Source organism: Streptomyces sp. UF-297 (assembly GCF_058245575.1).
This window is the reverse complement of sequence record NZ_JBSIBZ010000022.1, coordinates 93,536-115,365: the sequence shown is the minus strand read 5'-3', so window position 1 is coordinate 115,365 and position 21,830 is coordinate 93,536. Positions and strand designations below refer to the sequence as shown.

General features: G+C 73.0%; 17 protein-coding genes and 1 pseudogene. 10 read left to right on the top strand and 8 right to left on the bottom strand.

Features of this window, described 5'->3' with window-relative positions; translation table 11 throughout:
- Positions 1 to 75: 75 nt before the first annotated feature.
- Both AC4IJH_RS15850 and AC4IJH_RS15845 read right to left on the bottom strand, forming a co-directional pair.
- Positions 76 to 1,668 (bottom strand): annotated as a pseudogene (locus tag AC4IJH_RS15850) (GAF domain-containing protein); the annotation flags it as partial.
- 631 nt (positions 1,669 to 2,299) lie between these two features.
- Positions 2,300 to 3,082 (bottom strand): 3-hydroxybutyrate dehydrogenase, encoded by a 783-nt coding sequence (locus AC4IJH_RS15845; protein ID WP_490852324.1) that lies wholly within the window; start codon positions 3,080 to 3,082, stop codon positions 2,300 to 2,302.
- Between the two features lie 216 nt (positions 3,083 to 3,298).
- Between AC4IJH_RS15845 and AC4IJH_RS15840 the strand changes: the two genes are divergently transcribed.
- Both AC4IJH_RS15840 and AC4IJH_RS15835 read left to right on the top strand, forming a co-directional pair.
- A complete protein-coding gene (locus AC4IJH_RS15840; protein WP_490852323.1) occupies positions 3,299 to 4,420 on the top strand; it encodes an NHL repeat-containing protein in 1,122 nt (373 codons plus the stop codon).
- A gap of 124 nt (positions 4,421 to 4,544) precedes the next feature.
- Positions 4,545 to 5,402: a hypothetical protein gene (locus AC4IJH_RS15835; RefSeq protein WP_490852322.1), complete on the top strand. Its 858-nt coding sequence runs from the start codon at positions 4,545 to 4,547 to the stop codon at positions 5,400 to 5,402.
- Between the two features lie 178 nt (positions 5,403 to 5,580).
- On the opposite strand, the gene AC4IJH_RS15830 is transcribed toward AC4IJH_RS15835, so the two are convergent.
- From AC4IJH_RS15830 to AC4IJH_RS15820, 3 genes are read right to left on the bottom strand one after another with little or no spacing between them, the layout of a single operon-like run.
- Positions 5,581 to 6,069: an NUDIX hydrolase gene (locus tag AC4IJH_RS15830; RefSeq protein ID WP_490852321.1), complete on the bottom strand. Its 489-nt coding sequence runs from the start codon at positions 6,067 to 6,069 to the stop codon at positions 5,581 to 5,583.
- Positions 6,070 to 6,127: 58 nt separating this feature from the next.
- Positions 6,128 to 6,700 (bottom strand): hypothetical protein, encoded by a 573-nt coding sequence (locus tag AC4IJH_RS15825; RefSeq protein WP_490852320.1) that lies wholly within the window; start codon positions 6,698 to 6,700, stop codon positions 6,128 to 6,130.
- 59 nt (positions 6,701 to 6,759) lie between these two features.
- Positions 6,760 to 7,584: a glutamate racemase gene (locus AC4IJH_RS15820; protein WP_490852319.1), complete on the bottom strand. Its 825-nt coding sequence runs from the start codon at positions 7,582 to 7,584 to the stop codon at positions 6,760 to 6,762.
- A gap of 233 nt (positions 7,585 to 7,817) precedes the next feature.
- On the opposite strand from AC4IJH_RS15820, the gene AC4IJH_RS15815 reads away from it, so the two are divergent.
- Positions 7,818 to 8,966, top strand: a complete 1,149-nt coding sequence (locus AC4IJH_RS15815; protein WP_490852335.1) for a glycosyltransferase — start codon at positions 7,818 to 7,820, stop codon at positions 8,964 to 8,966.
- Between the two features lie 54 nt (positions 8,967 to 9,020).
- Here AC4IJH_RS15815 and AC4IJH_RS15810 read toward each other — a convergent pair whose 3' ends face one another.
- A complete protein-coding gene (locus tag AC4IJH_RS15810) occupies positions 9,021 to 10,352 on the bottom strand; it encodes a TerD family protein (protein ID WP_490852318.1) in 1,332 nt (443 codons plus the stop codon).
- A gap of 250 nt (positions 10,353 to 10,602) precedes the next feature.
- On the opposite strand from AC4IJH_RS15810, the gene AC4IJH_RS15805 reads away from it, so the two are divergent.
- From AC4IJH_RS15805 to AC4IJH_RS15785, 5 genes are all read left to right on the top strand, one after another.
- Entirely contained in the window at positions 10,603 to 11,157 is a 555-nt protein-coding gene (locus tag AC4IJH_RS15805) for a DUF6643 family protein (protein WP_490852317.1), read from the top strand.
- Positions 11,158 to 11,261: 104 nt separating this feature from the next.
- Complete coding sequence (locus AC4IJH_RS15800) at positions 11,262 to 12,545, top strand: RNA-guided endonuclease InsQ/TnpB family protein (RefSeq protein ID WP_490852316.1); 1,284 nt, start codon at positions 11,262 to 11,264, stop codon at positions 12,543 to 12,545.
- Positions 12,546 to 12,681: 136 nt separating this feature from the next.
- Positions 12,682 to 13,506, top strand: a complete 825-nt coding sequence (locus AC4IJH_RS15795; RefSeq protein WP_490852315.1) for an MOSC domain-containing protein — start codon at positions 12,682 to 12,684, stop codon at positions 13,504 to 13,506.
- A gap of 139 nt (positions 13,507 to 13,645) precedes the next feature.
- The gene (locus AC4IJH_RS15790; protein ID WP_490852334.1) at positions 13,646 to 14,536 is read left to right on the top strand and encodes an MEDS domain-containing protein; all 891 of its coding nucleotides are present in this window, start codon (positions 13,646 to 13,648) and stop codon (positions 14,534 to 14,536) included.
- Entirely contained in the window at positions 14,530 to 14,994 is a 465-nt protein-coding gene (locus AC4IJH_RS15785) for an ATP-binding protein (protein ID WP_490852314.1), read from the top strand. Before AC4IJH_RS15790 ends, AC4IJH_RS15785 begins: the two co-directional genes overlap by 7 nt.
- Before the next feature lie 15 nt (positions 14,995 to 15,009).
- On the opposite strand, the gene AC4IJH_RS15780 is transcribed toward AC4IJH_RS15785, so the two are convergent.
- Complete coding sequence (locus tag AC4IJH_RS15780) at positions 15,010 to 15,735, bottom strand: CBS domain-containing protein (RefSeq protein ID WP_490852313.1); 726 nt, start codon at positions 15,733 to 15,735, stop codon at positions 15,010 to 15,012.
- Between the two features lie 257 nt (positions 15,736 to 15,992).
- On the opposite strand from AC4IJH_RS15780, the gene AC4IJH_RS15775 reads away from it, so the two are divergent.
- Together AC4IJH_RS15775 and AC4IJH_RS15770 are read left to right on the top strand one after the other, a co-directional pair.
- Positions 15,993 to 16,595, top strand: a complete 603-nt coding sequence (locus tag AC4IJH_RS15775; protein ID WP_490852312.1) for an Rv1733c family protein — start codon at positions 15,993 to 15,995, stop codon at positions 16,593 to 16,595.
- 215 nt (positions 16,596 to 16,810) lie between these two features.
- On the top strand, positions 16,811 to 19,207 hold the full coding sequence (locus AC4IJH_RS15770; RefSeq protein ID WP_490852311.1) for a right-handed parallel beta-helix repeat-containing protein: 2,397 nt from the start codon (positions 16,811 to 16,813) through the stop codon (positions 19,205 to 19,207).
- On the opposite strand, the gene AC4IJH_RS15765 is transcribed toward AC4IJH_RS15770, so the two are convergent.
- Positions 19,177 to 21,468, bottom strand: coding sequence for a hypothetical protein (locus tag AC4IJH_RS15765; RefSeq protein WP_490852333.1), 2,292 nt, complete (start codon positions 21,466 to 21,468; stop codon positions 19,177 to 19,179). The two genes, AC4IJH_RS15770 and AC4IJH_RS15765, sit on opposite strands and share 31 nt — an antisense overlap.
- Positions 21,469 to 21,830 lie beyond the last annotated feature (362 nt).

The following is a 21,830-nucleotide window of genomic DNA, read 5'->3' as shown; positions in this document are numbered from 1 at the left end:
CAACTCGTCCGGCACCATGCGCTCGACCATCACCACACCGGCAGACTACCCAGCACCCCAAATGAGACGACGTCTTAGTGGCAGCAGCAGGACTACGCCGCCGTCTCGCGCTACGGCCAGGCCGTGGTGGGTGGCGGCCAGGTGGGAGGCCGCCGACCACAGCCGTTGCCGGTCCGCGGCGCTCGTCCCGCCGCCGTCCGCCCCGCCGGTTCCGCCCACTCCCCCGTAATCGCCCGACGTACCGCCTCCGCCTGGTTTGCCAGCGCCGGCCGCCCCGCTGCCGCCGCCTTCGATCAGCCCGTCAGCTCCGACTGCCTCAGCGCTTCCACCGGGCCCGCCACCTCCGCCGGGCCCGCCACCTCCGCCCGTCCCGCCGCCTCCGCGCAGTCCCCCACCTGCCCCGACGATCGCTACACCGCCGCCCTCCCCCGTGCCACCGGCCTCCAGGCCGTCACCCCCCGCCCCGTCGATCCGCGCCGCCAGAACCACATGCGGCGCATCCAGGTCCGCGCCGACCCGGGCCGCGCGGTCGCGCAGCAACCGGGGATCGCGGTCCGGTGCGTCCAGGAGATCGTCCAACAGCTCGCCTCGTACGCGCTGTTCGGCCTCACCGGCGGAGCGCCGGGCGAGCAGCAGGAGGGAGGTGACCATGGCCGCGCGCTCCAGGGTTCGCTGGTCGACGGGGTCGAGGCCGGGGTGGCCGCGCAGGGTCAGGGCACCCAGCGCCTCGCCGCCCGCCCAGACCGCCGCGATCCAGTTGTCGCCCTCGCGTATCGCGTGCCCGTCGGCGCGGGAGCGGGCCAGCGCCTCGGCGGGGGCTTGTTCGGCGTCGGTGAACTCCACCTCTCCGGACAGCACTTCGGAGACTGCTTCGGCCACGTCAGCCACCCCGCCGCCGCGGAGCACGAGTTCGGTGAGGCGGTCGTGGACCTCCGAGGCTCGCTCGATGACCGCGCTGCGGTCGCGGATGATGGCGTTGGCGTCGGCCAGTTCGGTGAGCGTGCTGCGGGTCTCGGCCAGCAGGTTGGCGGTGTCGATGGCGATCGCGGCGTGGGCGGCGTGCGCGGCCAGCAGGGCGATCTGGCCGTGCTCGAAGACGCGGGCCCGTCGGTCGGCGGCGAAGAGTACGCCGATGACCTGGCTGCCCAGGAGCAGCGGTACGCCCAGGATCGCCACCAGCCCCTCGTCCCGTACGCCGGAGTCGATGGTACGGGTGTGGCGGAAGCGCTCGTCCTCCAGGTAGCTGTCGGTGACGTACGGGCGGGCGGTCTGGGCGACGAGTCCGCCCAGCCCCTCCCCCATGCCCAGGCGCAGCTGCTGGAAGCGGGCGGAGACGGAGCCGTCGGTGACGCGCATGTAAGTGTCGCCCGCTGCTGGGTCGTTGAGGGTGAGGTACGCGACCTCGGTGCCCAGCAGTGAGCGGGCCCGCCGTACGATCGCGCGCAGCACGGCATCCAGGTCGCGCAGCCCTGCCAGATCGTGCGCGGTGGCGTACAGCGCGGACAGTTCGGTCTCGCGTCGCCGGCGTCCCTCCAGTTCGGCGCGGACGCGCAGGGCGAGCAGCTTGGCGTGCTCCAGCGCCGCCAGCCGCTGGCCGGTGGCCCCTTCGGCGCGGGCCCGCAGCACCGCGCGCTCGTAGTCCTCGGCGGGCGCTGCGGTGGCGAGCAGGTGGAGGAAGGGCGCCTCGGCCGGGTCGCCGGGCGGGGCGGCGGAGTGCCCGTTCCGGCCGGAGGGCGCGAGGGCCGGAGCGGGAGCAGGCGGTGCGGTCCGGTCAGCGGGCTCGGTCAAGGCAATCCTCCGGTTCGGTACGGCACCAGTCGTAGGGGGCAGACTCGGGTACGGGCCAGAGCACGCCCGCGACGCCTCGTTGCTCGCGGGGAGGAGGACGGGCTGCGCTGGGGCATCTCCCGGCGGTTGCTGCGGAGCCTGACGTGCGTACTCACCAGGGCGCGCCCCCTCGACATCCCCGTCATTCACTGAAGGGGGGCGGGCCGCACTGGGAGCACCTCCCGGCAGGCACTGCGGAGCCTGCCGCGCGCACGCAACGACCCGCCGCTCCCCCGGTGGTTGGCCCTCACTTGGCGTCATCTCTCATCGACTCATCGGGAAACTGGCGCATACGCCCGCCTGCGAACGGCCGACCCCGCACCCGGCGTACGCCGCCGACCCCATCTATAGGGCGAAGTGCCGTGCCACACGCCGCAGTTAGTCCGCGCCGATCGGCAAGACACCTCCTCGCCGTACCGCAGCAGAACCAACCCGCGCCGCGCCACCGCAAGCAGCACCCCCACCCCCACGATCAGTGCGCCGTCCACCCACCATCCATCACCAGCGAGCTGCCAGTTATGAACGACGCCTGTGGCGTGCACAGATAGGCGACCGCCTCGGCGACCTCGGAGGGTTCGATCAGTCGCTTGAGTGCGGAGTCGGCGAGGAGGATTTCGGATTCGACGCGTTCGGCGGGGATGCCGTGTGCCGCGGCCTGGTCGGCTATCTGCCGTTCGATAAGGGGGGTGCGCACATAGCCGGGGCTGACGCAGTTGGAGGTGACGCCGTGGGCGGCGCCTTCCAGTGCGGCGACCTTGGAGAGGCCTTCCAGTCCGTGTTTGGCGGCGACGTAGGCGGACTTGAAGGCGGAGGCGCGCATTCCGTGTACCGAGGAGATGTTGACGATGCGGCCCCAGCCCTGCGCGTACATGTGCGGCAGCGCGCCGCGCAGCAGCCGGAAGGGCGCCTCCAGCATCACGGTCAGCACCTCGTGGAACGCCTCGGGCGGGAACTCCTGGAGGGGGCGGACGAGTTGGATGCCCGCGTTGTTGACGAGCACGTCGGCGCCGGCGGCGGCCCATTCGGCGGCGTCCAGGTCCGCCAGGTCCAGTGGGTGTGCGTCGATCGTGCCGGGGCACTGTGCCGCCAGTTCGGCCAGGCCGTCCGCGTCGCGGTCCACCGCCCGCACCTTGGCGCCCGCTGCCGCCAGCCGCAGGGTACAGGCGCGTCCGATGCCGCCGGCGGCGCCGGTCACCACAGCGGTACGGCCGTCAAGTGCGAGGGTTACGGGGCCCGGTGTGCCGATCGTGGTCATGGGCGGCACGTTAGACGCTCCGCCGTCGGCAGCTGATGTGTTCCGGCCCCATACTTCGCCCTGTCTCTGTGTTTCCGCCTGCCACCCGGGCGTCTCGCCGCCCGCGCGCCGACTCCCCGCCCCACGTCCATTGACCTGTGTGCGCGGCGCGGCGAGGGTATTGCTCCCCGGGGGCCGCAGGTTCCCCAACTCGCGTTATTGGGAAGGGATTTCGGCATGCGAAGACGGAGTTTTGTGTGGGGTCTGGCGGGCGCGGTGGCGGGTGTGGGCCTGGCCTCGCCCCTGACGGCAGCGCACGCCGTGGCGGCCGGCCGCCGCTCGGCACAGGGCTGGCAGGCCTTCCCGGCGCCGGCCGCGAAGGACGGCGCCCGGCTGTACGGCGTGGCCGCGCCCTCCGCGTCCTGCGCCTGGGCCGTCGGTGCACAGGCCATGGGCACCAGCACCCAAGGGACCCCGCTCGCCCTGCACTGGGACGGCAGCGCTTGGTCCCTCACCGACCTGAGTCACCTCTCCTTCGCGGGCAATCTGCGGGCCGTGGCCGGGGACGAGCGCGCGGCCTGGGCGATCGGCCACGACAGCACCGCGGGTTACGGTCGCCTGTTCACCTGGGACGGCCGCACCTGGCGGGAGGTGGCGTACCCGGGTCGCGGTGAAACGGGCACCACGCTCACCGATGTCGCCGTGGCGCCCGACGGCCGCGTCTGGGTCACCGGGCGGCACGGCGACCGGGCCGCGCTGCTGCGCTTCAACGGCACCACCTGGGGCTGGTGCCCTCCCGTCCCCGACGAGCCGGGCAAGCCGACGCCGACCCCGTACGGCGTGCGGGTGGCCCCCGGCGGTGCCGTCTGGGTCTTCGGAGAGATCGTCGCGCGCTGGGACGGTGAGTGGACGGTGCTCTCGCGCAGCATGGGCATCCGCGCCTCCGCCTCCGGGCTGCTCCCCGTCGCCGACGACGACGTCTGGCTGACCGGGTACGGCTACGGCGTCGGCGGCCCGCCCGGAAAACCGCCGGGCGTCATCTTCCAGCACTTCGACGGCGCCCAGTGGACGAACGTCCAGGCACCGTTCTCCGTGGGCATGCTGACCTCCATCACCGGCGACGCCCAGGGCCGCCCCGACCGGATCACCGGCTGGGACTTCTGGGACCAGAAACGCGCCCACTATCTGCGCTGGGACGGCACGTCCTGGGTCAGCGAGCGCGGCCCGCTGGTGCCGGACGCCAGTCCCCTGATGACCGAGGTGGTGCCGATACCGGGCACCTCGGGCTACTGGGCCGTCGGCACCACGTCCTTCTACTCGGGGCCGGGCGGGCGGATCCACATCGAGCGCTACGCCTGACGGCCCGGTCCCCTCCACCGCCACGTCACTCGATCGGCCGCCCTGGATCGCCGCCGGCACCTCCGGCCTCTAGGGTCCACGTCGCAAGCCCGCCCGCCGCCGCGCCCGTCGAGGGAGTACGCCCATGCGCAGGCTCATCGCCCTGTCCCTCGCCGTACTGGCGCTGGCGGCCGCCGGGTGCGAGAGCTCCGGCAAGGGCACGGCGGTGGCACCGGCGTCCACGAGCCCCGGTGCCACCCCGGCCCGCACCGCCGGGCCCCCGGTCGACTGCGGGGTGATCTCCGACGCGCTGGGGAGGGCGGAGTACGTACGGCTGTACGCGGACGCCGGCGGGGGCGGCACGGTGGGCTGCACCGAGGCCGTCGACGTGATGAGCGAGTACTTTCTGCGCGCTCCCGAGGAGGACGACGGGCGCCGCGGTCCGGTACGGGTGCAGGGCTGGGCCTGCCGGTACGGCGGTGGCCCCAGCGGCGTCTGGGTCACGCTCTGCGACAAGGGCGGGCTGCGCATGCACACCCGGGACTTCGGCGACCCGGCTCCGACGGGCCGCTTCGACCAGCCTTCTGCGTCGCATAAGTCCCGGGAAGTGCAGAAGTCCCGGGAACCGTGGGAACCCCGGGAACCGCAGCAGTCTGGTCAGTCGCAGGAGCCTCTGTCGTCGCAGGACTCCCGGCGGCCCCGGGAGGACGAGTCGCCGCCCGAGCCCGATCGGCCGCCCACTGACGAGCCGCCGCCCCGGACCCCGGCGCCGGACGAGGACACTCCCCGGCCCGGATCCGACGAGTTCGAGGACTCCGGCGAAACCGGGGAGAACGACGGAACCGGCGAGAACGATGGGGCCGGAGAGACCGGCGGGGCCGGCGAAATCGGGGAGAACGACGGGGCCGGAGAGACCCGCGGGGCCGGCGAAACCGGCGAGAACGACGGAACCGGCGAGTTCACCGACCCCGGCGTTCCGCCCGATCCGGGCGGGGGACTCTGAGCCGGGCCGGAGGCATTCGCCCGAACGGGCGACCCCGGCCCGGGATGCAGGGCCACCGCGGAATGGTTTATCGTTCAATTGTGCCGAGGTCTTCGGCCTCCGCACCCGCGAACCGCCCCGGTCGGCCTCCCCCGTCCGGCCGGGGCTCAGCGCCCGCCCCCAAGGCCCCGCTCAGCCCTCAGCCCGCCTGCGTCGACGCCCCCGCGAACCACGTCGGCGCCGCGTCGTCGGCCGCCAGCTTGATCCGCGAGACCACGAACTCCTCCAGCTCGGGCAGCTCGTCCAGGGCGAACCAGGCCACTTCCAGTGACTCGTCGTCGTTGACCCGGGCCTCGCCGCCGACCGCTCTGCAGCGCAGCGTGATGTCCATGAACTGGCACTGGTCGCCGTTGGGGTAGCGGACCTGCTTGAGCGTCTCGACCAGGACGACCCGTTCGGCCACGGCGCGTACCGCCGTCTCCTCGTACACCTCGCGCACGGCCGCCTCGGCGGGCTGTTCGCCGGGCTCGGGGATGCCGCCGATGACCGACCAGGCCCCGTTGTCCGCGCGGCGGCCCAGCAGCACACGGCCCTCGTCGTCGAAGACGACGGCGCTCACCCCTGGCAGCCAGAGGAGGTCGTGGCCGATGGATGCGCGCAGGTCTGTGATGAAGTCGGGAGTTGCCATGCCCCGCACCCTAACGAGCGCGGGGCCGACTGACGGGCGAGGGAACCTCAGGGCGCTCTCAGGCGCCGGCCGCGCGGCCGTTGCGCAGGCCCAGGCGGCCGCGGATGCAGCGCACGGCGGCTTCCGCGTCGTCGACGGTGACGGTGAAGCTGCGGCCGTCGCCGAGGGTGAGGACCATGCCTTCACCTCTGCGCACTACGACGGCCGTGCCCTGCTCGGGGCGCCAACGGTAGCCCCAGCCGCCCCAGTTGCGTGGGGTGACGCGTGGTGCGAAGTCCGCTTCCACGACGTGCTCCAGGGGGATCCGGCGGCGTGGCAGCCCTATGTGCCCGCACCGCACCTCCAGGCAGTCCTTGTCGACCCGTACGGCGACGTGGACGAAGGCGAGCGTGCCGAAGAGCACCAGGAGTCCGGCCAGCACGCAGCCGACGACGGACATGACCAGTGGTGCCAGGCCGGAGGTCCAGGCGTTGTCGACGGCGAGCTCGATGCCCAGCGCGAGGCAGGCCGCGCCGGTGGCGGCCAGGATCCATTGACCGCGGTTGGTGGCGCGTCCGTGCCACACCTCGGGAACATCCTGGTGGTTGTTGTCGCCGGGGGCTGCTGCCCCGTTCTGGGGGTGGTCCCTCATGGGACGCAGCGTACGCGTCTTTGGGCGCCCTGGCAGCGCGTTGGACAAGTCCTGTGCCGTCAGTGGCCGATGGGTTCGCCGGCCGGCATCGGCCCCGAACCCGTGGGGTCAGCGGTGACGCAGAGAAGTCGTCCCTCGTCATAGGCGCGGGCCGGCGCGGGAAGGTCGCCGGTGCGGCCGCTGAGGAGGACCGTCAGGCTGCCGGTGGGGGCGGCCGCGGGGGCGGGTTCGGCGCCGATCCTGCGCAGCGCCTGGGCGGCGACGGCCTCGGCCGATCCGTACAGGACCAGGGCGGGGGCGCCGGGCTGCTGGAGGGCGTCGCGGATGCGGTCGGCGACGAGTTCGTAGTGGGTGCAGCCCAGCACGACGGCGCGCAGGTCACGCGGAGTGAGCGCCGCGGCGGCGGCGACGGCGGCGTCGATGGCGTCCTCGTCGGCGTACTCCACGGCGTCGGCAAGGCCCGGGCAGGGCACCTCGGTGACCTCGACGCCCTCGGCGAAGCGGGCGATGAGGTCGCGCTGGTAGGGGCTGCCGGTGGTGGCGGGGGTGGCCCAGATGGCCAGGGGTCCGCCGGCGGCCGCCGCGGGCTTGATGGCGGGGACGGTCCCGATCACCGGCAGCGCTGGCTCCAGCTCGGCGCGCAGCGCGGGCAGGGCGTGCACGGAGGCGGTGTTGCAGGCGACGATCAGCGCGTCGGGGCGGTGGGCCGCGGCGGCGCGGGCGACGGCCAGGGCGTGCTCGGTGACGTCCTGGGGGGTGCGCGGGCCCCAGGGCATGCCGTCGGGGTCGTTGGAGAGCACGAGATCGGCGTCGGGGCGCAGCCGCCGTACGGCCGCGGCCGCCGCGAGCAGTCCGGTCCCGGAGTCCATGAGCGCGATCTTCACTGAGCCCTTGCCCTTGTCTGTCTCGTCGGCCCGGCGGTGCGGGTGCCCCGGCTGCTGGTACGTCCTGTGTCCTTGCGGCCGCGGGCCCGTGGACGCACGGCGGTAGCGCCGCTGGTGGCGCGGCCTACGGGATCACAGCACCCCGCAACTTTAATCGATCCCGTATTTGATCAATCTTGTGTACGGGCCCGGCGGGCGCGGGGCGGGTGCGGCAGACTCGGGCCGTGGTTGCGATGGAGTGGATCGGTGCCGGGTCCCTGCTGGCCTGGCTGTGGTTGTTGCTGGGGCAGGGCATGTTCTGGCGTACGGACGTACGCCTGCCGGCCCGCGCGGAGCCGGAGCGCTGGCCTGCGGTGGCGGTGGTGGTGCCGGCCCGGGACGAGGCCGGGGTGCTGCCGGTGAGCCTGCCGTCGCTGCTGGCGCAGAAGTACCCGGGCCGGGCGGAGGTCTTTTTGATCGACGACGGCAGTTCGGACGGGACCGGTGAGCTGGCCAGGGCGCTGGCGGCCGAGCGCGGCGGGCTGCCGCTGACGGTGGATACGCCCGGCGAGCCCGAGGCGGGGTGGACGGGCAAGCTGTGGGCGGTGCGGCACGGCATGGCGCTGGCCCGCGAGCGCAGCGAAGCGGAGTATCTGCTGCTGACCGACGCGGACATCGCGCATGAGCCGGACAGTCTGCGGGAGTTGGTGGCGGCGGCCCGCTCGGCGGATCTGGACCTGGTCTCGCAGATGGCGCGGCTGCGGGTGGCGACGGTGTGGGAGCGGCTGATCGTCCCGGCGTTCGTCTACTTCTTCGGGCAGCTGTATCCCTTCCGCTGGGTCAACAACCCCTCGGCGCGTACCGCGGCCGCGGCGGGGGGCTGTGTGCTGCTGCGCACCGAGGCGGCCGAGCGGGCCCGCATTCCGCAGAGCATCCGGCATGCGGTGATCGACGATGTGACGCTGTCGCGGGCGGTGAAGAAGAGCGGCGGGAAGATCTGGCTGGGGCTGGCCGACCGGGTGGACAGCGTGCGCCCCTATCCGCGGCTGGGTGAGCTGTGGCGGATGGTCTCGCGCAGCGCGTACGCCCAACTCCTGCACTCCCCGCTGCTGTTGGCGGGGACGGTGATCGGGCTCGCGGTGGTCTACCTGGCGCCGCCCGCCGCCCTGGTGGCCGGGCTGGCGGGCGGCAGCACGCTCGCCGCGGTGCTGGGCGGGGCGGCGTGGGCGGTGATGACCGGGACCTTCCTGCCGATGCTGCGCTATTACCGCCAGCCGCTGTGGACGGCGCTGCTGCTGCCCTTCACCGCGCTGCTGTATCTGCTGATGACCATCGACTCGGCCGTGCAGCACTACCGGGGGCGCGGGGCGGCGTGGAAGGGCCGTACCTACGGGGCGCCGTGAGCCGCCGGGCCCATGGGGCTCAGCGGTCCCACCGGCCCGTCGGGCCCCCCGGGCTCATTTGCGGCCGGGGGTCCACTGCAGGCCCCAGCCGTAGGCGTGGTCGACGGTGCGCTGCGGGCTGACGCCGGGCGCGGGCACCAGGTAGCGGGCCTCGCGCTGGACGACGAGTTCGCCGCCGGTGTTGGTGATCAGGGCGAGGGCGCAGACGTTGGAGGGCACGGTGCACTGGTCCAGGGAGAAGTCGACGGGGGCGCCGTGCTGCGGCTGGAGGGTGACGGTGGCGTTGAGTCCCTCGAAGCTGCGGGCGCCCTCGTAGATGGTGACGAAGAGCAGGACGCGCCGGATGCGGTCCTGGTGGTCGAGGTTGATGGTGAGGTTCTCGCCGGAGGCGACGGCGCCGGTGCGGTCGTCGCCGTCCAGGTGGATGTAGGGCGGTGAGGTCAGCGAGCCGAAGCTGTTGCCGATGGGGTGGACGACGCCCTTGCTGCCGTCGGTGAGTTCGTACAGCGCGCACAGGTCGAGGTCCAGGCCGGCGGAGGACGGCGCGGCGCCCAGCGCCTGGAGCGCTTTCAAGCCGAATTTCTTGGCCGGACGGGCGCTCTGCCCGCCCTGCGGGCCCGAACTCCAGTTGAGGTTCACCCGCATCGCGCCGCTGGTACCGCCCTGCTTCGTCAGCGAAACCGACGGGGCGTCCTTCGTCAGGGTGACTTTCGACAGGCGCACGGGCTGCGCCACGGGCGCCGGAGCCGACCCGGGGGCGGGCGGCGGGATTGACGCGGCGGGTTGACCGGCGGGCGGGGCCATCGGCGCCGGGGCGGACGGCGGTACGGGCGGGGCAGGCTGCTGCGGAGCGGCCGGGGCGGGCTCGTCGACGCTGATGCCGAAGTCCGTGGCCAGGCCCGCGAGGCCGGTGTCGTAGCCCTGGCCCACCGCGCGGAACTTCCAGGCGCCCTGTCTGCGGTAGAGCTCGCCGAGGACGAAGGCGGTCTCCACACTGGCGTCGCGGCTGTCGAAACGGGCGAGTTCGGCGCCGTCGCGGGCGTCCAGGACGCGCACGCTCAGGCCGGGGACCTGGCCGAACGTGCCGCCGTCGGCGGAGGCGGCCAGGACCACCCGCTCCACGGCGGGCTCGATGCCGGCGAGGTCCACGGCGAGGGTGTCGGTGAGCCGGCCGCCGGCGGGGTGTTTGCCTTCGTGGCGTACGGCACCGGAGGCGTGCCGGGGCTGGTTGTAGAAGACGAAGTCGCCGTCGTCGCGCACCTTGCCCGAGGTCAGCAGCAGCGCGGAGGCGTCCACGTCGGGGACGCCGGGGCCGCCGTTCCAGGCCAGTTCGACGCGTACCGCCTCCGCTTGGACCATCACGTTGCTGCCCTTGGGCATCGACATGGCGCTGTTTCCTCCCGTGTTTCCCGGCCCGCCCGCGCGGCGGCTCCCCTCCAACGTAAACGCCGTCGGCGGCTTCCGGTTCACCCCGAAAGGCCCTTCCAGGGCGCGTTCTTTACACGATCCCTACGCCCGTTCGCGACCGATTTTCCCAAATTCGCTCACATTGAGGATCAGAGACCACTGTGAACACGCGAAACAACCCGCTTTTCAGGCTCCCCAACCAGCACATCATGGGCTTAACTTAAGTGGCATGACCTCCCCCCGCTCTAACTACGGCGGCGGCTACTACGCTTCGCCTTCCTTCCCGGACACCCCGATCTACGACAGCCTCGTCGCGGAACGCGGTACCCCGCAGATCGCACCGATCCGGGTCGCTTCTCCCTATGACACCGGCTCGTCCTACCTGCCGGCGCTCCCTGCGGCGCTGCCCGCGCTCCCCGCCGCACCCTCCCAGCCCGCCGCGCCGTCCCATCCCGGCGCCCAGGGCTACGCCGCCACCGCCCAGCCCGTGGCCCCGCTCCAGCACACCCCGGCGCCGTACATCCCCCAGCAGTCCGTGGGGACCCGCGGCTACCAGCCACAGCAGCCGCAGCAGTACCAGCCACCCCGGCCCGCGATGGGGGCGAGCATGAACCCGGGCATGGCCCCCGGCATGAGCGCGGGGCTGAACACCGGGATGAGCAACGGCGCGGGCACCGGCTACGAGGCGATGCGCCCGGCCGCCCCGGTAGCGCCGCGCCCGGCGCCCACTCCGTACCAGGAGCCCTACAACGGTCAGTACCCCTCACGCGGCTACCACGATTAGGCGCAGCGCACCGGGGGCTTCAGCCCGGTGGTGAAGCGCTTCTGAGAAGTGCACTGACCCTCAGGTGGACCGGCATCGTCAGCGGGGCTGGTTACGGTGAACTGGTGAAGGCGGACATGGGGCGCAAGTACCGTGCGTACCCCACCAAGGATCAGGAGCTGGCCCTGACCCGGTGGGGTCACACGGGGCGCGCTCTGTGGAACGTGGCCCTGGAGCAGAGGGTGTACCTGTACAGGCAGCGCCGGTACACGATGCGATCCGCCGAGCAGTGCAGGCACCTCACCGCGGCCCGCGCCGACATGGCCTGGATGAGGGACTTCCCGGCGCAGGCCGGTCAGCAGGTCCTGCGTAACCTCGACCGGGCGTATGACAACTTCTGGAACCCAGAGCATCCGGCCACCTATCCGGTCCGGAAGAAGCGGGGGCATCGGCTGTCCATCCCCTTCCCGGGGCAGGCCGTCGAGGTTCGCAAGCTAAATCGCAAGTGGGCCGAGGTACGCATCCCGAAGCTGGGCTGGCTGCGCTTGCGATTGTCCAGGGCGATCGGCGGAACGATCCGCAACGCCACCGTGTCCCGGGACGGCAACGGCTGGCATGTGTCCTTCGGCATCCACACCGGGACCCGGCCCGCCCAGCCGAACGGCAAGCGCGGGTGCGGGGTGGACTTCGGCGTGGCCGCCTCCGCGTATGTCTCCACCGAGACCGCGCCACGCCTCATGCCACCAACCTTGACGAAGCCGGAGAAGGCCCGGCTCACGTACCTGGAGCAGCAGAAGGCCCGCCAGGTCACCTATGCCAGGAAACACCAGCGCGGGAAATACAGCGGCCGTCTGCGCAGGACGATCGTGGCCATCGGAAGACTCAAGACCCGGCAGGCCAACCGTCGTCGGGACTTCACGCACAAACTCACCACCGGCCTCGCCAAAAACCACGGCTTCGTAGGCATCGAGGACCTGCGCGTGAAGAGCATGACGGCCTCTGCCAAAGGCACCGCCGAAGCGCCGGGGAAGAACGTCCGGGCCAAGGCCCGGTTGAACCGGTCGATCCTGGACAACACCCCCGGTGAACGGCGACGCCAGCTGAAGTACAAAGCCCGCCTGTACGGCTCGGAACTCCGGGCCGTACCACCGTTCCACACCTCCCAGACCTGCGCCGCGTGCGGCCGGGTCGATCCCGAATCCCGCAAGGGATGCGGCCGGTTGTTCGCCTGTGCCCACTGCGGACACGAGGACGACGCCGACCACAACGCCTCCATCGAGATCGAGGCCCGTGCCCGCCGGACGGGCGGCACGGTCACCAACAGCACGCGCAGCGTCCCCAAGGCGCGAGTCCCGGCCACCGGCCGGAGGCGGATGCGTGAAACCCCGAAGCCCGTTCACACGAGCTGAAGGGAATCGCCCTCATGCAAGGGGGCGAGGATCGTCAATGACTGATCTGACGTCACCTACGGCGTCCACCGAAGCGGGCAGCGGTGCCGGACCGGGCCGCCGCTGTGCCGTGGGGCGCGGCTGGCAGGATGGACGCATGCCGACGCCATTTCTCCAAGCGATTCACCGCTACCCGGTCAAGTCCATCTCGGGGTCAGGACCCGGCGAGGCGGTCGTGGAACCGTGGGGGCTCGCCGGGGACCGACGCTGGATGCTCGTCGACGCGGGCGGGCGGTTCATGACCCAGCGCGCCCACCCGCGGATGGCCCTGGCCGCCGCCGAGGAACTGCCCGGCGGCGCCGTCCGGCTGACGGCTCCCGGCATGGAGCCGCTGACCGTCGCGGTGCCCGAGCCGGTGGAGACCCGGCCCGTGGAGGTGTGGCGGGACAAGGTCGAGGCGGTGCCCGCGGGGCGCGCGGCGGACCACTGGGTGAGTACGTTCCTGGGGGTGCCGGCCGCGCTGGTGCACCTGGACGACCCGGCCCGGCGGCGGCCCGTGGACCCCAACTACGGCCAGGAGGGCGACACCGTCAGCTTCGCCGACGGCTTCCCGCTGCTGCTCACCGCCACCTCCTCCCTCAACGCCCTCAACTCCCTTATCGCGCAAGGCGATCACGCGGACGAGGGCCCGCTGCCGATGAACCGGTTCCGGCCCAATGTGGTCGTGGAGGGCACCGCGCCCTGGGCCGAGGACGACTGGCGCAGGCTGCGCATCGGTGAGGTGGAGCTGCGCGCCGTCAAGCCGTGCGGGCGCTGTGTCATCACCACGACCGACCAGCGCACCGCCGAGCGCGGCAAGGAGCCGCTGCGCACCCTGGCCCGCCACCACCGCATCGGTGACCAGCTGGTCTTCGGACGCAACCTGATCCCCCAAGGACCCGGCACGATCCGCGTCGGCGACCCCGTGGAGATCTTGGACTGACCCCCGCCCCGGCCGTCCACGGCACGCGGGAACGCCCCGGCGCAGCGCCGTGTGCGGCGGTCGGCGCGCACATTGCGGCAGCGTGTCCGGCTGCCTACAGTGTGCGAACGGCAAAGCCGACGGGGAGAGTTGTGTGCCGATGCCTGGCTGGGAGACGAGCGGTGACCACCTCATCCCCGTGCAGCACATGCGGCCGGGGGACCACGCGTTCGTCAGCTACGACAACGACGAGGCGCGCTGGGACGTCGTGACGGCCTTCGTGCGGCTCGGGCTGGCGCGCGGCGAGAAGGTGCTGGTCTTCCCCAGCCCGCGGCTGTCCCGGGAGGAGGTCCTGGCCCGGCTGGACTTCCTGGGCCGCAGCACCGTCGTGGCGCGCCGCCAGGGGCAGTTGGTGATCGGCAGCATCCTGGGGCTGATCGGCCCGGATGTCCCCTTCACCGCCGAGCGGCAGATCGGCCGGATGCAGCAGGAGACCGATCGGGCCCGGCGCGAGGGGTTCGCGGCGTTACGGTGCTTCGTCGACATGCAGTGGGTACCGGCCGCCGGCGCGGACGTCCGCGGCGTCATGCACCGCGAGACACACGCCGACGAGCTCTTCGAGGGGCGCCCCTACAGCGAGATCTGCGCCTATGACCGCCGCTGCTTCGACCACGAGGTGCTCACCGCCATGGAACGGGCCCACCCCCGCGCGCTGCTGGAGCGCCTGGGCGAGCTGCACGCCGACCCCGGCCCGGACGGCACGCTGCGTGTCGTCGGCGAGGCCGATGCCCGCTCCCTGGACTCCTTCACCACTGCCCTGGAGATCGCGCTGGCCCGCACCGCGCACACCCGCCGCCTCACCGTCGACCTGACGCAGGTGCACTTCCTGTCGGTGGGCTGCGCGACCACTTTGCTCATCCTCGCCGCGCAGGCGCTGGGGCACGAGCTGATCGAGGTCCGCTGCGGCCGCCTGTTGGCGCGTACGCTCCAGCGGCTCGGCGCCGGGTCGGTGCCCCGCCTGGCCCTGACGGAGGTGGCACGGCCGTGCTGACGCCCGAACCCGCCCGCTTCGAGGAGCCCTCCCCCGAGCAGCCCGCCGAGCGCTGTCTGCTGCACCGCCGCTTCACCGCCCGGCTGCTGCCGCAGCTGCGGCTGCTGGTGGAGGAGTGCGCGGCGCGCGAGGGGCTGTGCGAGCCGCGGCGCGGTGAGTTCGTGCTGGCCGTGGACGAGATCGCCGGGAACGCCGTGGAGCACGCGGGCGGCGCGGGACGGCTGCTGCTGCGCCGCCTCGGCGATGAACTGGAGTGCAGGATCAGCGACGGGGGGCCCGGCTTCAGCGAGGAGGTCATCCCCGAGCTGCTGCCGGGGCTGGACGGCGCCACCAAGGGGCGGGGGCTGTGGCTGGCGCGCCTGGTGGCGGACCGCTTCAGCGTGGGTGCCGGGGGCAACGGGGCCGCGGGGCCGGAGACGGCCGGCGCGGTGGTGACGCTGGCCGTACGCCTGCACTGAACGCCGCCCCGGCCGCTAAAGGTCCCTGAGCCACTCCTGGGCGCGGTCGCGCACCAGTTGTTCGTCCGGCTGGGCGGTCGCGTCGTCGTCCTCGTAGCCCAGTTCGTCGACGACGGCGACGACTCCGTCGATGCGGCCCGCGAGCCGCAGGACCAGGGGGACTTCGCTGCCGCGCGGCATCCGGCCGGAGAGGCGGACCACGCCGGCCTCCACCGTCACCCCGATGGCGCCGGGTTTGAGGCCCAGGGTCCGTACCAGCACTTCGGTGATCAGTTCCTCGCGGATCTCCTCGTCGCTGCGCAGGAAGACCCGCAGCAGGTCGCTGCGGGTGACCAGGCCGCACAGCCGGCCCTCGGCGTCGACCACCGGCAGCCGGTCGAGCTTGGAGGTGATCATCAGGCGGGCGGCCTCGGTGACCGTCTGGTGCGGGCCGATGGTCACCGCGGGGCTCGTCATCAGCTGGCCCGCGCGCAGGCTGCGGGCCCTGGCCCGGGAGGCCCGGGCGCTGCCGGTGAGGCGGCGGCGGTGGTACCAGCGGTTCTGCAGCATGTCCTGGGCTGCCTGACGGAACATCAGGTCGGTTTCGGAGATGACGCCCAGCACCTTGCCGTCGCCGTCCACGACCGGCAGCCCGGTCTTCTGCGCCTTGTCGAGCAGGTTGACGACTTCCCGGAACGAGGTGCCGTAACGGGCCCTGACGACTTCGGTGTTCATGAGATGGCCGATCAACCGGTGCTCCATCGTCGCCTCCCTCGCGCGGAGACACCCTCCCTCGCGCGGAGATACAGTGTCGGGCCGCGATCGAGGGCGCTGAAGGGATGTCACCGGCGATACGGCGCGCATCCGGCATATGTCGGATGCGCGGCGCGCGCGGGACCGTACACGGACCGGCCACCTGCCGACCGCCCCTTATGTCCCGTGATTTTGCTCTCTCTTCACCAAACCCGCGCATCAACGGCGCAGGATGCGGTACTCACGAAACGGAAGGGGGTGTGGGCATGCGAGCCATCACCGGTCTGTGGCGCTGGCGGCACAACCCCCTGCGGCGCACCACCGATCTCGTGGAGGCCTGGGTCGCCCTCACCGCCGCCGTACTGATCGCGCTGGGCGCCGCCGTAGCGGGCTGGGCGGTCACCGCCGCGACGCACGACGCGCTGCTGCGCACCGTGGACGAGCAGCACCGCCAGCGGCACCTCGTGTGGGTGACCGTGCAGCGGCTGCTGCCGCGCGCCCCCGTGAACCCCGACCCCGAGACCACCAGCACCCGCGCGGCCCACCGCCGGGCCCTCGCCAACTGGACGGCCCCCGACGGCAGCACGCACACCGACACCGTCGCCGCGCCCCGCGGCGTGCAGCGCGGGGACCGCTTCCGCATCTGGACCGATCAGCGCGGCCGCATCGTGCCGCGGCCCCTGGACGCCGACACCGCCCGGACACACTCGGTGATCGCCGGACTCGGCGGCGCGGCCGCCGCGGCGGGCCTGGTCGAGGGCGCCCGGCGGCTGACCGTATGGCGCCTCACGCTCGCCCGGCACCGGCGCTGGGACCAGGAGTGGGAACGGGCCGGGCAGGACTGGGGCCGCACCGGCGCGGACAGCTGACCCGCCACCGCACCTCGCCTTGCTCCCGCTCGAAGTACCTTTGTGCGCCCGCAGGCCACCGGGGTTTTCGCACGGACCCCTCCAGCCGACTGACCATGTCAACTGCCGCTGCCCGCGCACGCTACGGTGGAGCAGCCAGCCCTCGCGCTGGGGTCCGCGCGCCGCATCGGCCGGGCCGATGACAATGCCGTACGAGGTGGGGGCACGACAGCGCCATGGCACAGGGCTCGGTCCAGGTGACGCACTCGGGCACGTCGCGGTGGCGGCGCCGTACGGGCGAGTACAGCTCCCTCGCCGCAGCTCTGGAAGCCGCCGGGGACGGCGATGTGCTGACCGTCGCCGCCGGAACGTACCGCGAGAATCTGGTGGTCTCACGCTCGGTGACGCTGCGTGCCCCCGACGGCGCGCGCGGGTCGGTACGGATCGCGCCCGCCGACGGCGTCGCACTGACCGTCCGCGCCTCGGCCTGCGTGGTGGACCTGCACCTGGAGGCCCAGGACTCCGCCTCCCCCGCCCTGCTGGTGGAGGACGGGGCACCGGAGCTGACCGGACTGCGCGTGGTGACCCGCTCGGCCTCCGGCATCGAGGTGCGCGGCGGGGCCCGCCCCACGGTGCGCCGCTGCACCGTCGACAACCCCGGCGGGGTCGGCATCAGCGTGCTGGACGGCGCCGGCGGCCTGTTCGAGGAGTGCGAGGTGGTGGCCGCGGGCCAGGCCGGCGTGGCGGTGCGCGGCGGCGCGCACCCCCGGCTGGAGAACTGCCGCATCCACCACGCCTCAGGAGCGGGTCTGTCCCTCAACGGCGAGGGCAGCGCGGTCGAAGCGGTGGGCTGCGAGCTGTACGAGATCAAGGGCGCGGGCGTCCAGGTCGCCGCGCGCGCCGCCGGACACCTGACCGGCTGCACCGTGCACCGCACCTCCGCCGACGGCGTCACCCTGGACACCGACGCGGTGCTCACCCTCGCCGACTGCGACATCCACGACATCCCCGAGAACGCCGTCGACCTGCGCTCGCGCTCCGTGCTGACGCTGACCCGCAGCAAGGTACGCCGCTTCGGGCGCAACGGGCTCTCGGTGTGGGACCCGGGCACCCGGGTGGACGCCAACGGGTGCGAGATCCACGACAGTACGGGCGACTACCCCGCGGTCTGGGTCAGCGACGGCGCCACCGCACTGCTGGACTCCACCCGCGTGCACGACGTGCCCGACGCCCTGTTCGTCCTGGACCGCGGCTCGCGCGCGGACGTGGTGGACTGCGACCTGTCCCAGGTCCGCAACACCGCCGTCTCGGTCAGCGACGGCGCGACCGTACAGCTGGACGACTGCCGGGTGCGCGAGGCGGCGACCGGCGCGTGGTTCCGCGACCACGGCAGCGGCGGCACGCTCTCGGGCTGCACCTTCGACGGCACCCAGACCGGCGTGATCGTCACCAAGGGCGCCGACCCCACCCTGGAGCGCTGCACCGTCACCTCGCCCGTGGAGGCCGGCTTCTACGTCTCGGCGGAGGGCCGGGGCACCTTCACCGGCTGCCGGGTGACCGGGAGTTCGGGCTACGGCTTCCATGTCATCGACGGGTGCCGTACGACGCTGACGCGCTGCCGTACCGAGCGCTGTGCCCGCGGGGGCTACGAGTTCGACGGCGAGGGGCCCCACGTCACCGACTGCACCAGCGACGAGTCCCGCGCCACCGAGGCCGCCGACACCCCGGCCACGGCGCCCGCCGTACAGACCCAGACCGCCGGACTGCTCAGCAGCCTGCCCACCCAGACCGCACCGGCCACCGCGCCCGACACCGTGGCTAGCCGCCCCTCCGGCGAAGTCCTCGGCGAACTGGACACCCTGGTCGGCCTGGAGAGCGTCAAGCACGAGGTCCGCAGCCTCATCAACATGATCGAGGTCGGCCGCCGCAGGCAGGAGGCCGGGCTCAAAGCGGCATCGGTACGCCGCCATCTGGTCTTCACCGGCTCCCCCGGCACCGGCAAGACCACCGTCGCCCGCCTCTACGGCGAAATCCTGGCCGCCCTGGGCGTGCTGGAGCGCGGCCACCTGGTGGAGGTCTCCCGGGTGGACCTGGTCGGCGAGCACATCGGCTCGACCGCCATCCGCACCCAGGAGGCCTTCGACCGGGCGCGCGGCGGCGTGCTCTTCATCGACGAGGCCTACGCCCTGTCCCCGGAGGACTCCGGGCGCGACTTCGGGCGCGAGGCCATCGACACCCTGGTGAAGCTGATGGAGGACCACCGGGAGGCGGTGGTGGTCATCGTGGCGGGCTACACCGCCGAGATGGAGCGCTTCCTGGCCGTCAACCCCGGTGTGGCCTCCCGTTTCTCACGGACCATCACCTTCGGCGACTACGCCCCCGAGGAGCTGCTGCGCATCGTCCAGCAGCAGGGCGAGGAGCACCAGTACCAGCTGGCCGACGGGGCGGGCGAGGCGCTGCTGAAGTACTTCACCGCGCTGCCCAAGGGGCCCGCCTTCGGCAACGGCCGCACCGCCCGCCAGACCTTCGAGGCGATGGTCGAGCGGCACGCGGGCCGGGTCGCGCAGCTGACCGACCCGAGCACCGCCGACCTCACCCTCCTCTACGCCGAGGACCTGCCCGAACTCCCCTGAGTCAGCTCCTGGTCCGCCCGCTGCCCCGGTACCGCCGGGGCGAGGTGGGCGATCAGCTCGGCGCGCGCGGCGCCGAAGGCCGGGTCGGCCTGGTAGTCGCCGTGGCCCAGGATCTGCGCGGGCAGCGGGTTGAACAGGGTGCGCCCGAACGCCACCGGGTCGCGCAGCGGACCGCGGTCCACCTCCCGGCCCTGCTTCCCCCGCAGCAGCACGGGCCCGCCGATGGGGTCGGTGAAGCGCCACAGGTTGCGCCAGGCGTCCATCTCCTTGTGCAGCCCCGTCAGCGCGGCCGGGCCGAAGAACGCGGGGAACCACCTGCCGTACAGGCGCTCCAGCGGTGAGCCGTAGGTCAGCAGCGCCACACGGCTGCGGGTGACCGGGTCCAGCTGCCACACCGCGGCGGCCGCCAGCACGCTGCCCTGGGAGTGCCCGGACAGCACCAGGCGCCCGTCGAAGCGCTCGGTCCAGGTCGCCATCCGCCAGGTGAGGTCGGGCACGGCGCGCTCGGCGTAGCAGGGCGGCGCGAAGGGATGCGCGGCCCGCGGCCAGAACGTGCCGACGTCCCACAGGATGCCGATGGTGCGCCGCGCCGAACTGTCGCGGTAGGCGCGCCGGCCCATCACGACCAGGAGTATGACGCCGGCGCCCATCAGCCAGGAGCCCAGCGACTCGGCGGTCTGCGCGGTGCCGTGCACGATCGGCGCAGCCCCGGCGGTGGCCCGCCCGGGGGCGCGGTCGGTCAGCCAGGCGCCGATCACCGCGCCCGCGCCCAGCACGAGGGTGACCAGGGCGGTGGTGGCGATCAATACGGGCGCGGTGTCGGTGAGTCCGGCGCGCGCGATGGTGGCGGCGATGCGCCGGGTGCGCTGCTCGTCGGGCTTCTCGTTCTTGTCGTACAGGCCGGGGATGTCCTTGGCCACGGAGCGGCGCACCACCACCACGCGCACGGCGGCCAGCACCGCCAGGACGGCGACGGCCAGCAGCAGGGCCGGTATCACCGAGGCCTGCCAGGACATCACCACGGGCGGCCCCGCCATGGCGGCCTGCGCCTGGCCCGGGGTCTGGCCGCGGTCCAGCCAGTCCGCTATGCGCTGGGCCACGCCCCCGGACAGCACGCCGCCCAGGGCGCAGGCCAGCAGCGATACGGCGGCGCCGGCCAGACCGTTCAGGGCCTCGCGTCCGTCGCCGTCCTGCCGGGCGGCGGCCGCCCTGCGGGCGGCGCGGTACAAGATGGTCGAGGTCACCACCAGGGCCAGGACCAGGGCGCCTTGGAGGACGGCGAGGCCGCCGAAGGCGCTGGTGCCCGGCAGGCGGCCGTCGCTGACCCAGCCGGGGCGGGCCCAGCCGGTGTGCACCAGCACCAGCGCCAGCACGCCCAGTGAGGCGTACGGCAGGGCCCCCACCACCCAGCGGTCGGAGTCCTCGTCGGGCTCGGCCTCGCTGCGCGCGGTGCCCCACACGATGAACAGGCACATCGCGCCCAGCACGACGACCACGGCGATCAGGGCCTGTCCGATCACGGCCAGGGCCGTCTCGCCGCGGGCGCTGCCGTCGAAGTCGACGGTGGCCACCAGCAGCGCGGCGGCGATGGTCAGGACGCCGGCGGTGGAGTGCGCGGCGCGCAGCCGGGCCACCAGCCTGCGGCCGTACCAGAAGCCGTTCAGCGCCAGCGCGGGGCGCTCGTGGGCCTCGGTGTCACGCGAGACGCCGGGGCGGCGCGGCGGCGGCGAGGCGGACTCGTACGCGCTCCAGGTGCGGTGCGAGAGCCACCACAACAGGCCGAGCAGCAGCAGCGGTACGGCCGAGGCCAGGGCGAGCCTGCGGCCCGGGACGCTCCACCAGCCGCCCTGCTCGGGGCCCAGGAACCCCAGCCAGGACGTACTGCCCGCGCAGCTGGCGGTGCCCGCGCACTGCCAGGCCGTCAGGTCCAGGGCCACCTCGCAGGCCGCGGCGACCAGCAGGACCGTCAGACTCAGCGCCAGGATGCGCACGAGGACGTCGTACACGCGCTGGGCCGGGTGGCGGGAGGGGGCCGCCGGGCGCATCCAGTGGGCGAGGTTGGCGACCATGAAGGGCAGCAGCACCAGCCACAGGGCGCGGGCGCCGTTGCCGGAGGTCAGATTGCACCAGCAGTAGGCCTCCTTGACCGGTTCCTCGCGCCGCTCGTGCGGGCGGTCCTCCGCGTCGGCGTCGTCGGTGCGGCGGTAGCAGGCGGCGGTGGCGTCGCCGGTGATCAGTGCGGTGCGCGGGTCGTCCAGCATCTCCTCCGGTGTGGTGCCGCCCACCCCGTGCACCAGCAGCTCCAGTGCGAGCCGCCGCTCCCCCGTATCCCGCGAATCGCCAACTTCCGCTTGCTCATTGCCAGTTGGCACAGAATGCGATGTCCTGTCCGTGGTGTCCACGCTCGTTCCCCCGATGGTCCCTGCGATGAAGTCGATGGTTCCCGCCATGCGGTGCGACCAGGATCCTCCCTCGCCGGTGCCGCCGCAGCCACCCCGGGCCAATCGGTTCTCCCCGCCCGGGCGACCACCGCCCGCGCCGCATGCGAGGATGAGGGCGGTGTCATGTGCGCCGCGCACCGGCGACGACGGCCGCAGGAAGTGCCGGACGGACCGAAGAAGAA

Bases quoted from the DNA above. Each gene is read 5' to 3' on its own strand.
- AC4IJH_RS15845 (WP_490852324.1), bottom strand. From the start codon at position 3,082: ATGACCACGATCGGCACACCGGGCCCCGTAACCCTCGCACTTGACGGC.
- AC4IJH_RS15840 (WP_490852323.1), top strand. From the start codon at position 3,299: ATGCGAAGACGGAGTTTTGTGTGGGGTCTGGCGGGCGCGGTGGCGGGT.
- AC4IJH_RS15835 (WP_490852322.1), top strand. From the start codon at position 4,545: ATGCGCAGGCTCATCGCCCTGTCCCTCGCCGTACTGGCGCTGGCGGCC.
- AC4IJH_RS15830 (WP_490852321.1), bottom strand. From the start codon at position 6,069: ATGGCAACTCCCGACTTCATCACAGACCTGCGCGCATCCATCGGCCAC.
- AC4IJH_RS15825 (WP_490852320.1), bottom strand. From the start codon at position 6,700: ATGAGGGACCACCCCCAGAACGGGGCAGCAGCCCCCGGCGACAACAAC.
- AC4IJH_RS15815 (WP_490852335.1), top strand. From the start codon at position 7,818: ATGGAGTGGATCGGTGCCGGGTCCCTGCTGGCCTGGCTGTGGTTGTTG.
- AC4IJH_RS15810 (WP_490852318.1), bottom strand. From the start codon at position 10,352: ATGTCGATGCCCAAGGGCAGCAACGTGATGGTCCAAGCGGAGGCGGTA.
- AC4IJH_RS15805 (WP_490852317.1), top strand. From the start codon at position 10,603: ATGACCTCCCCCCGCTCTAACTACGGCGGCGGCTACTACGCTTCGCCT.
- AC4IJH_RS15795 (WP_490852315.1), top strand. From the start codon at position 12,682: ATGCCGACGCCATTTCTCCAAGCGATTCACCGCTACCCGGTCAAGTCC.
- AC4IJH_RS15790 (WP_490852334.1), top strand. From the start codon at position 13,646: ATGCCTGGCTGGGAGACGAGCGGTGACCACCTCATCCCCGTGCAGCAC.
- AC4IJH_RS15780 (WP_490852313.1), bottom strand. From the start codon at position 15,735: ATGGAGCACCGGTTGATCGGCCATCTCATGAACACCGAAGTCGTCAGG.
- AC4IJH_RS15775 (WP_490852312.1), top strand. From the start codon at position 15,993: ATGCGAGCCATCACCGGTCTGTGGCGCTGGCGGCACAACCCCCTGCGG.
- AC4IJH_RS15770 (WP_490852311.1), top strand. From the start codon at position 16,811: ATGGCACAGGGCTCGGTCCAGGTGACGCACTCGGGCACGTCGCGGTGG.
- AC4IJH_RS15765 (WP_490852333.1), bottom strand. From the start codon at position 21,468: ATGCTGGACGACCCGCGCACCGCACTGATCACCGGCGACGCCACCGCC.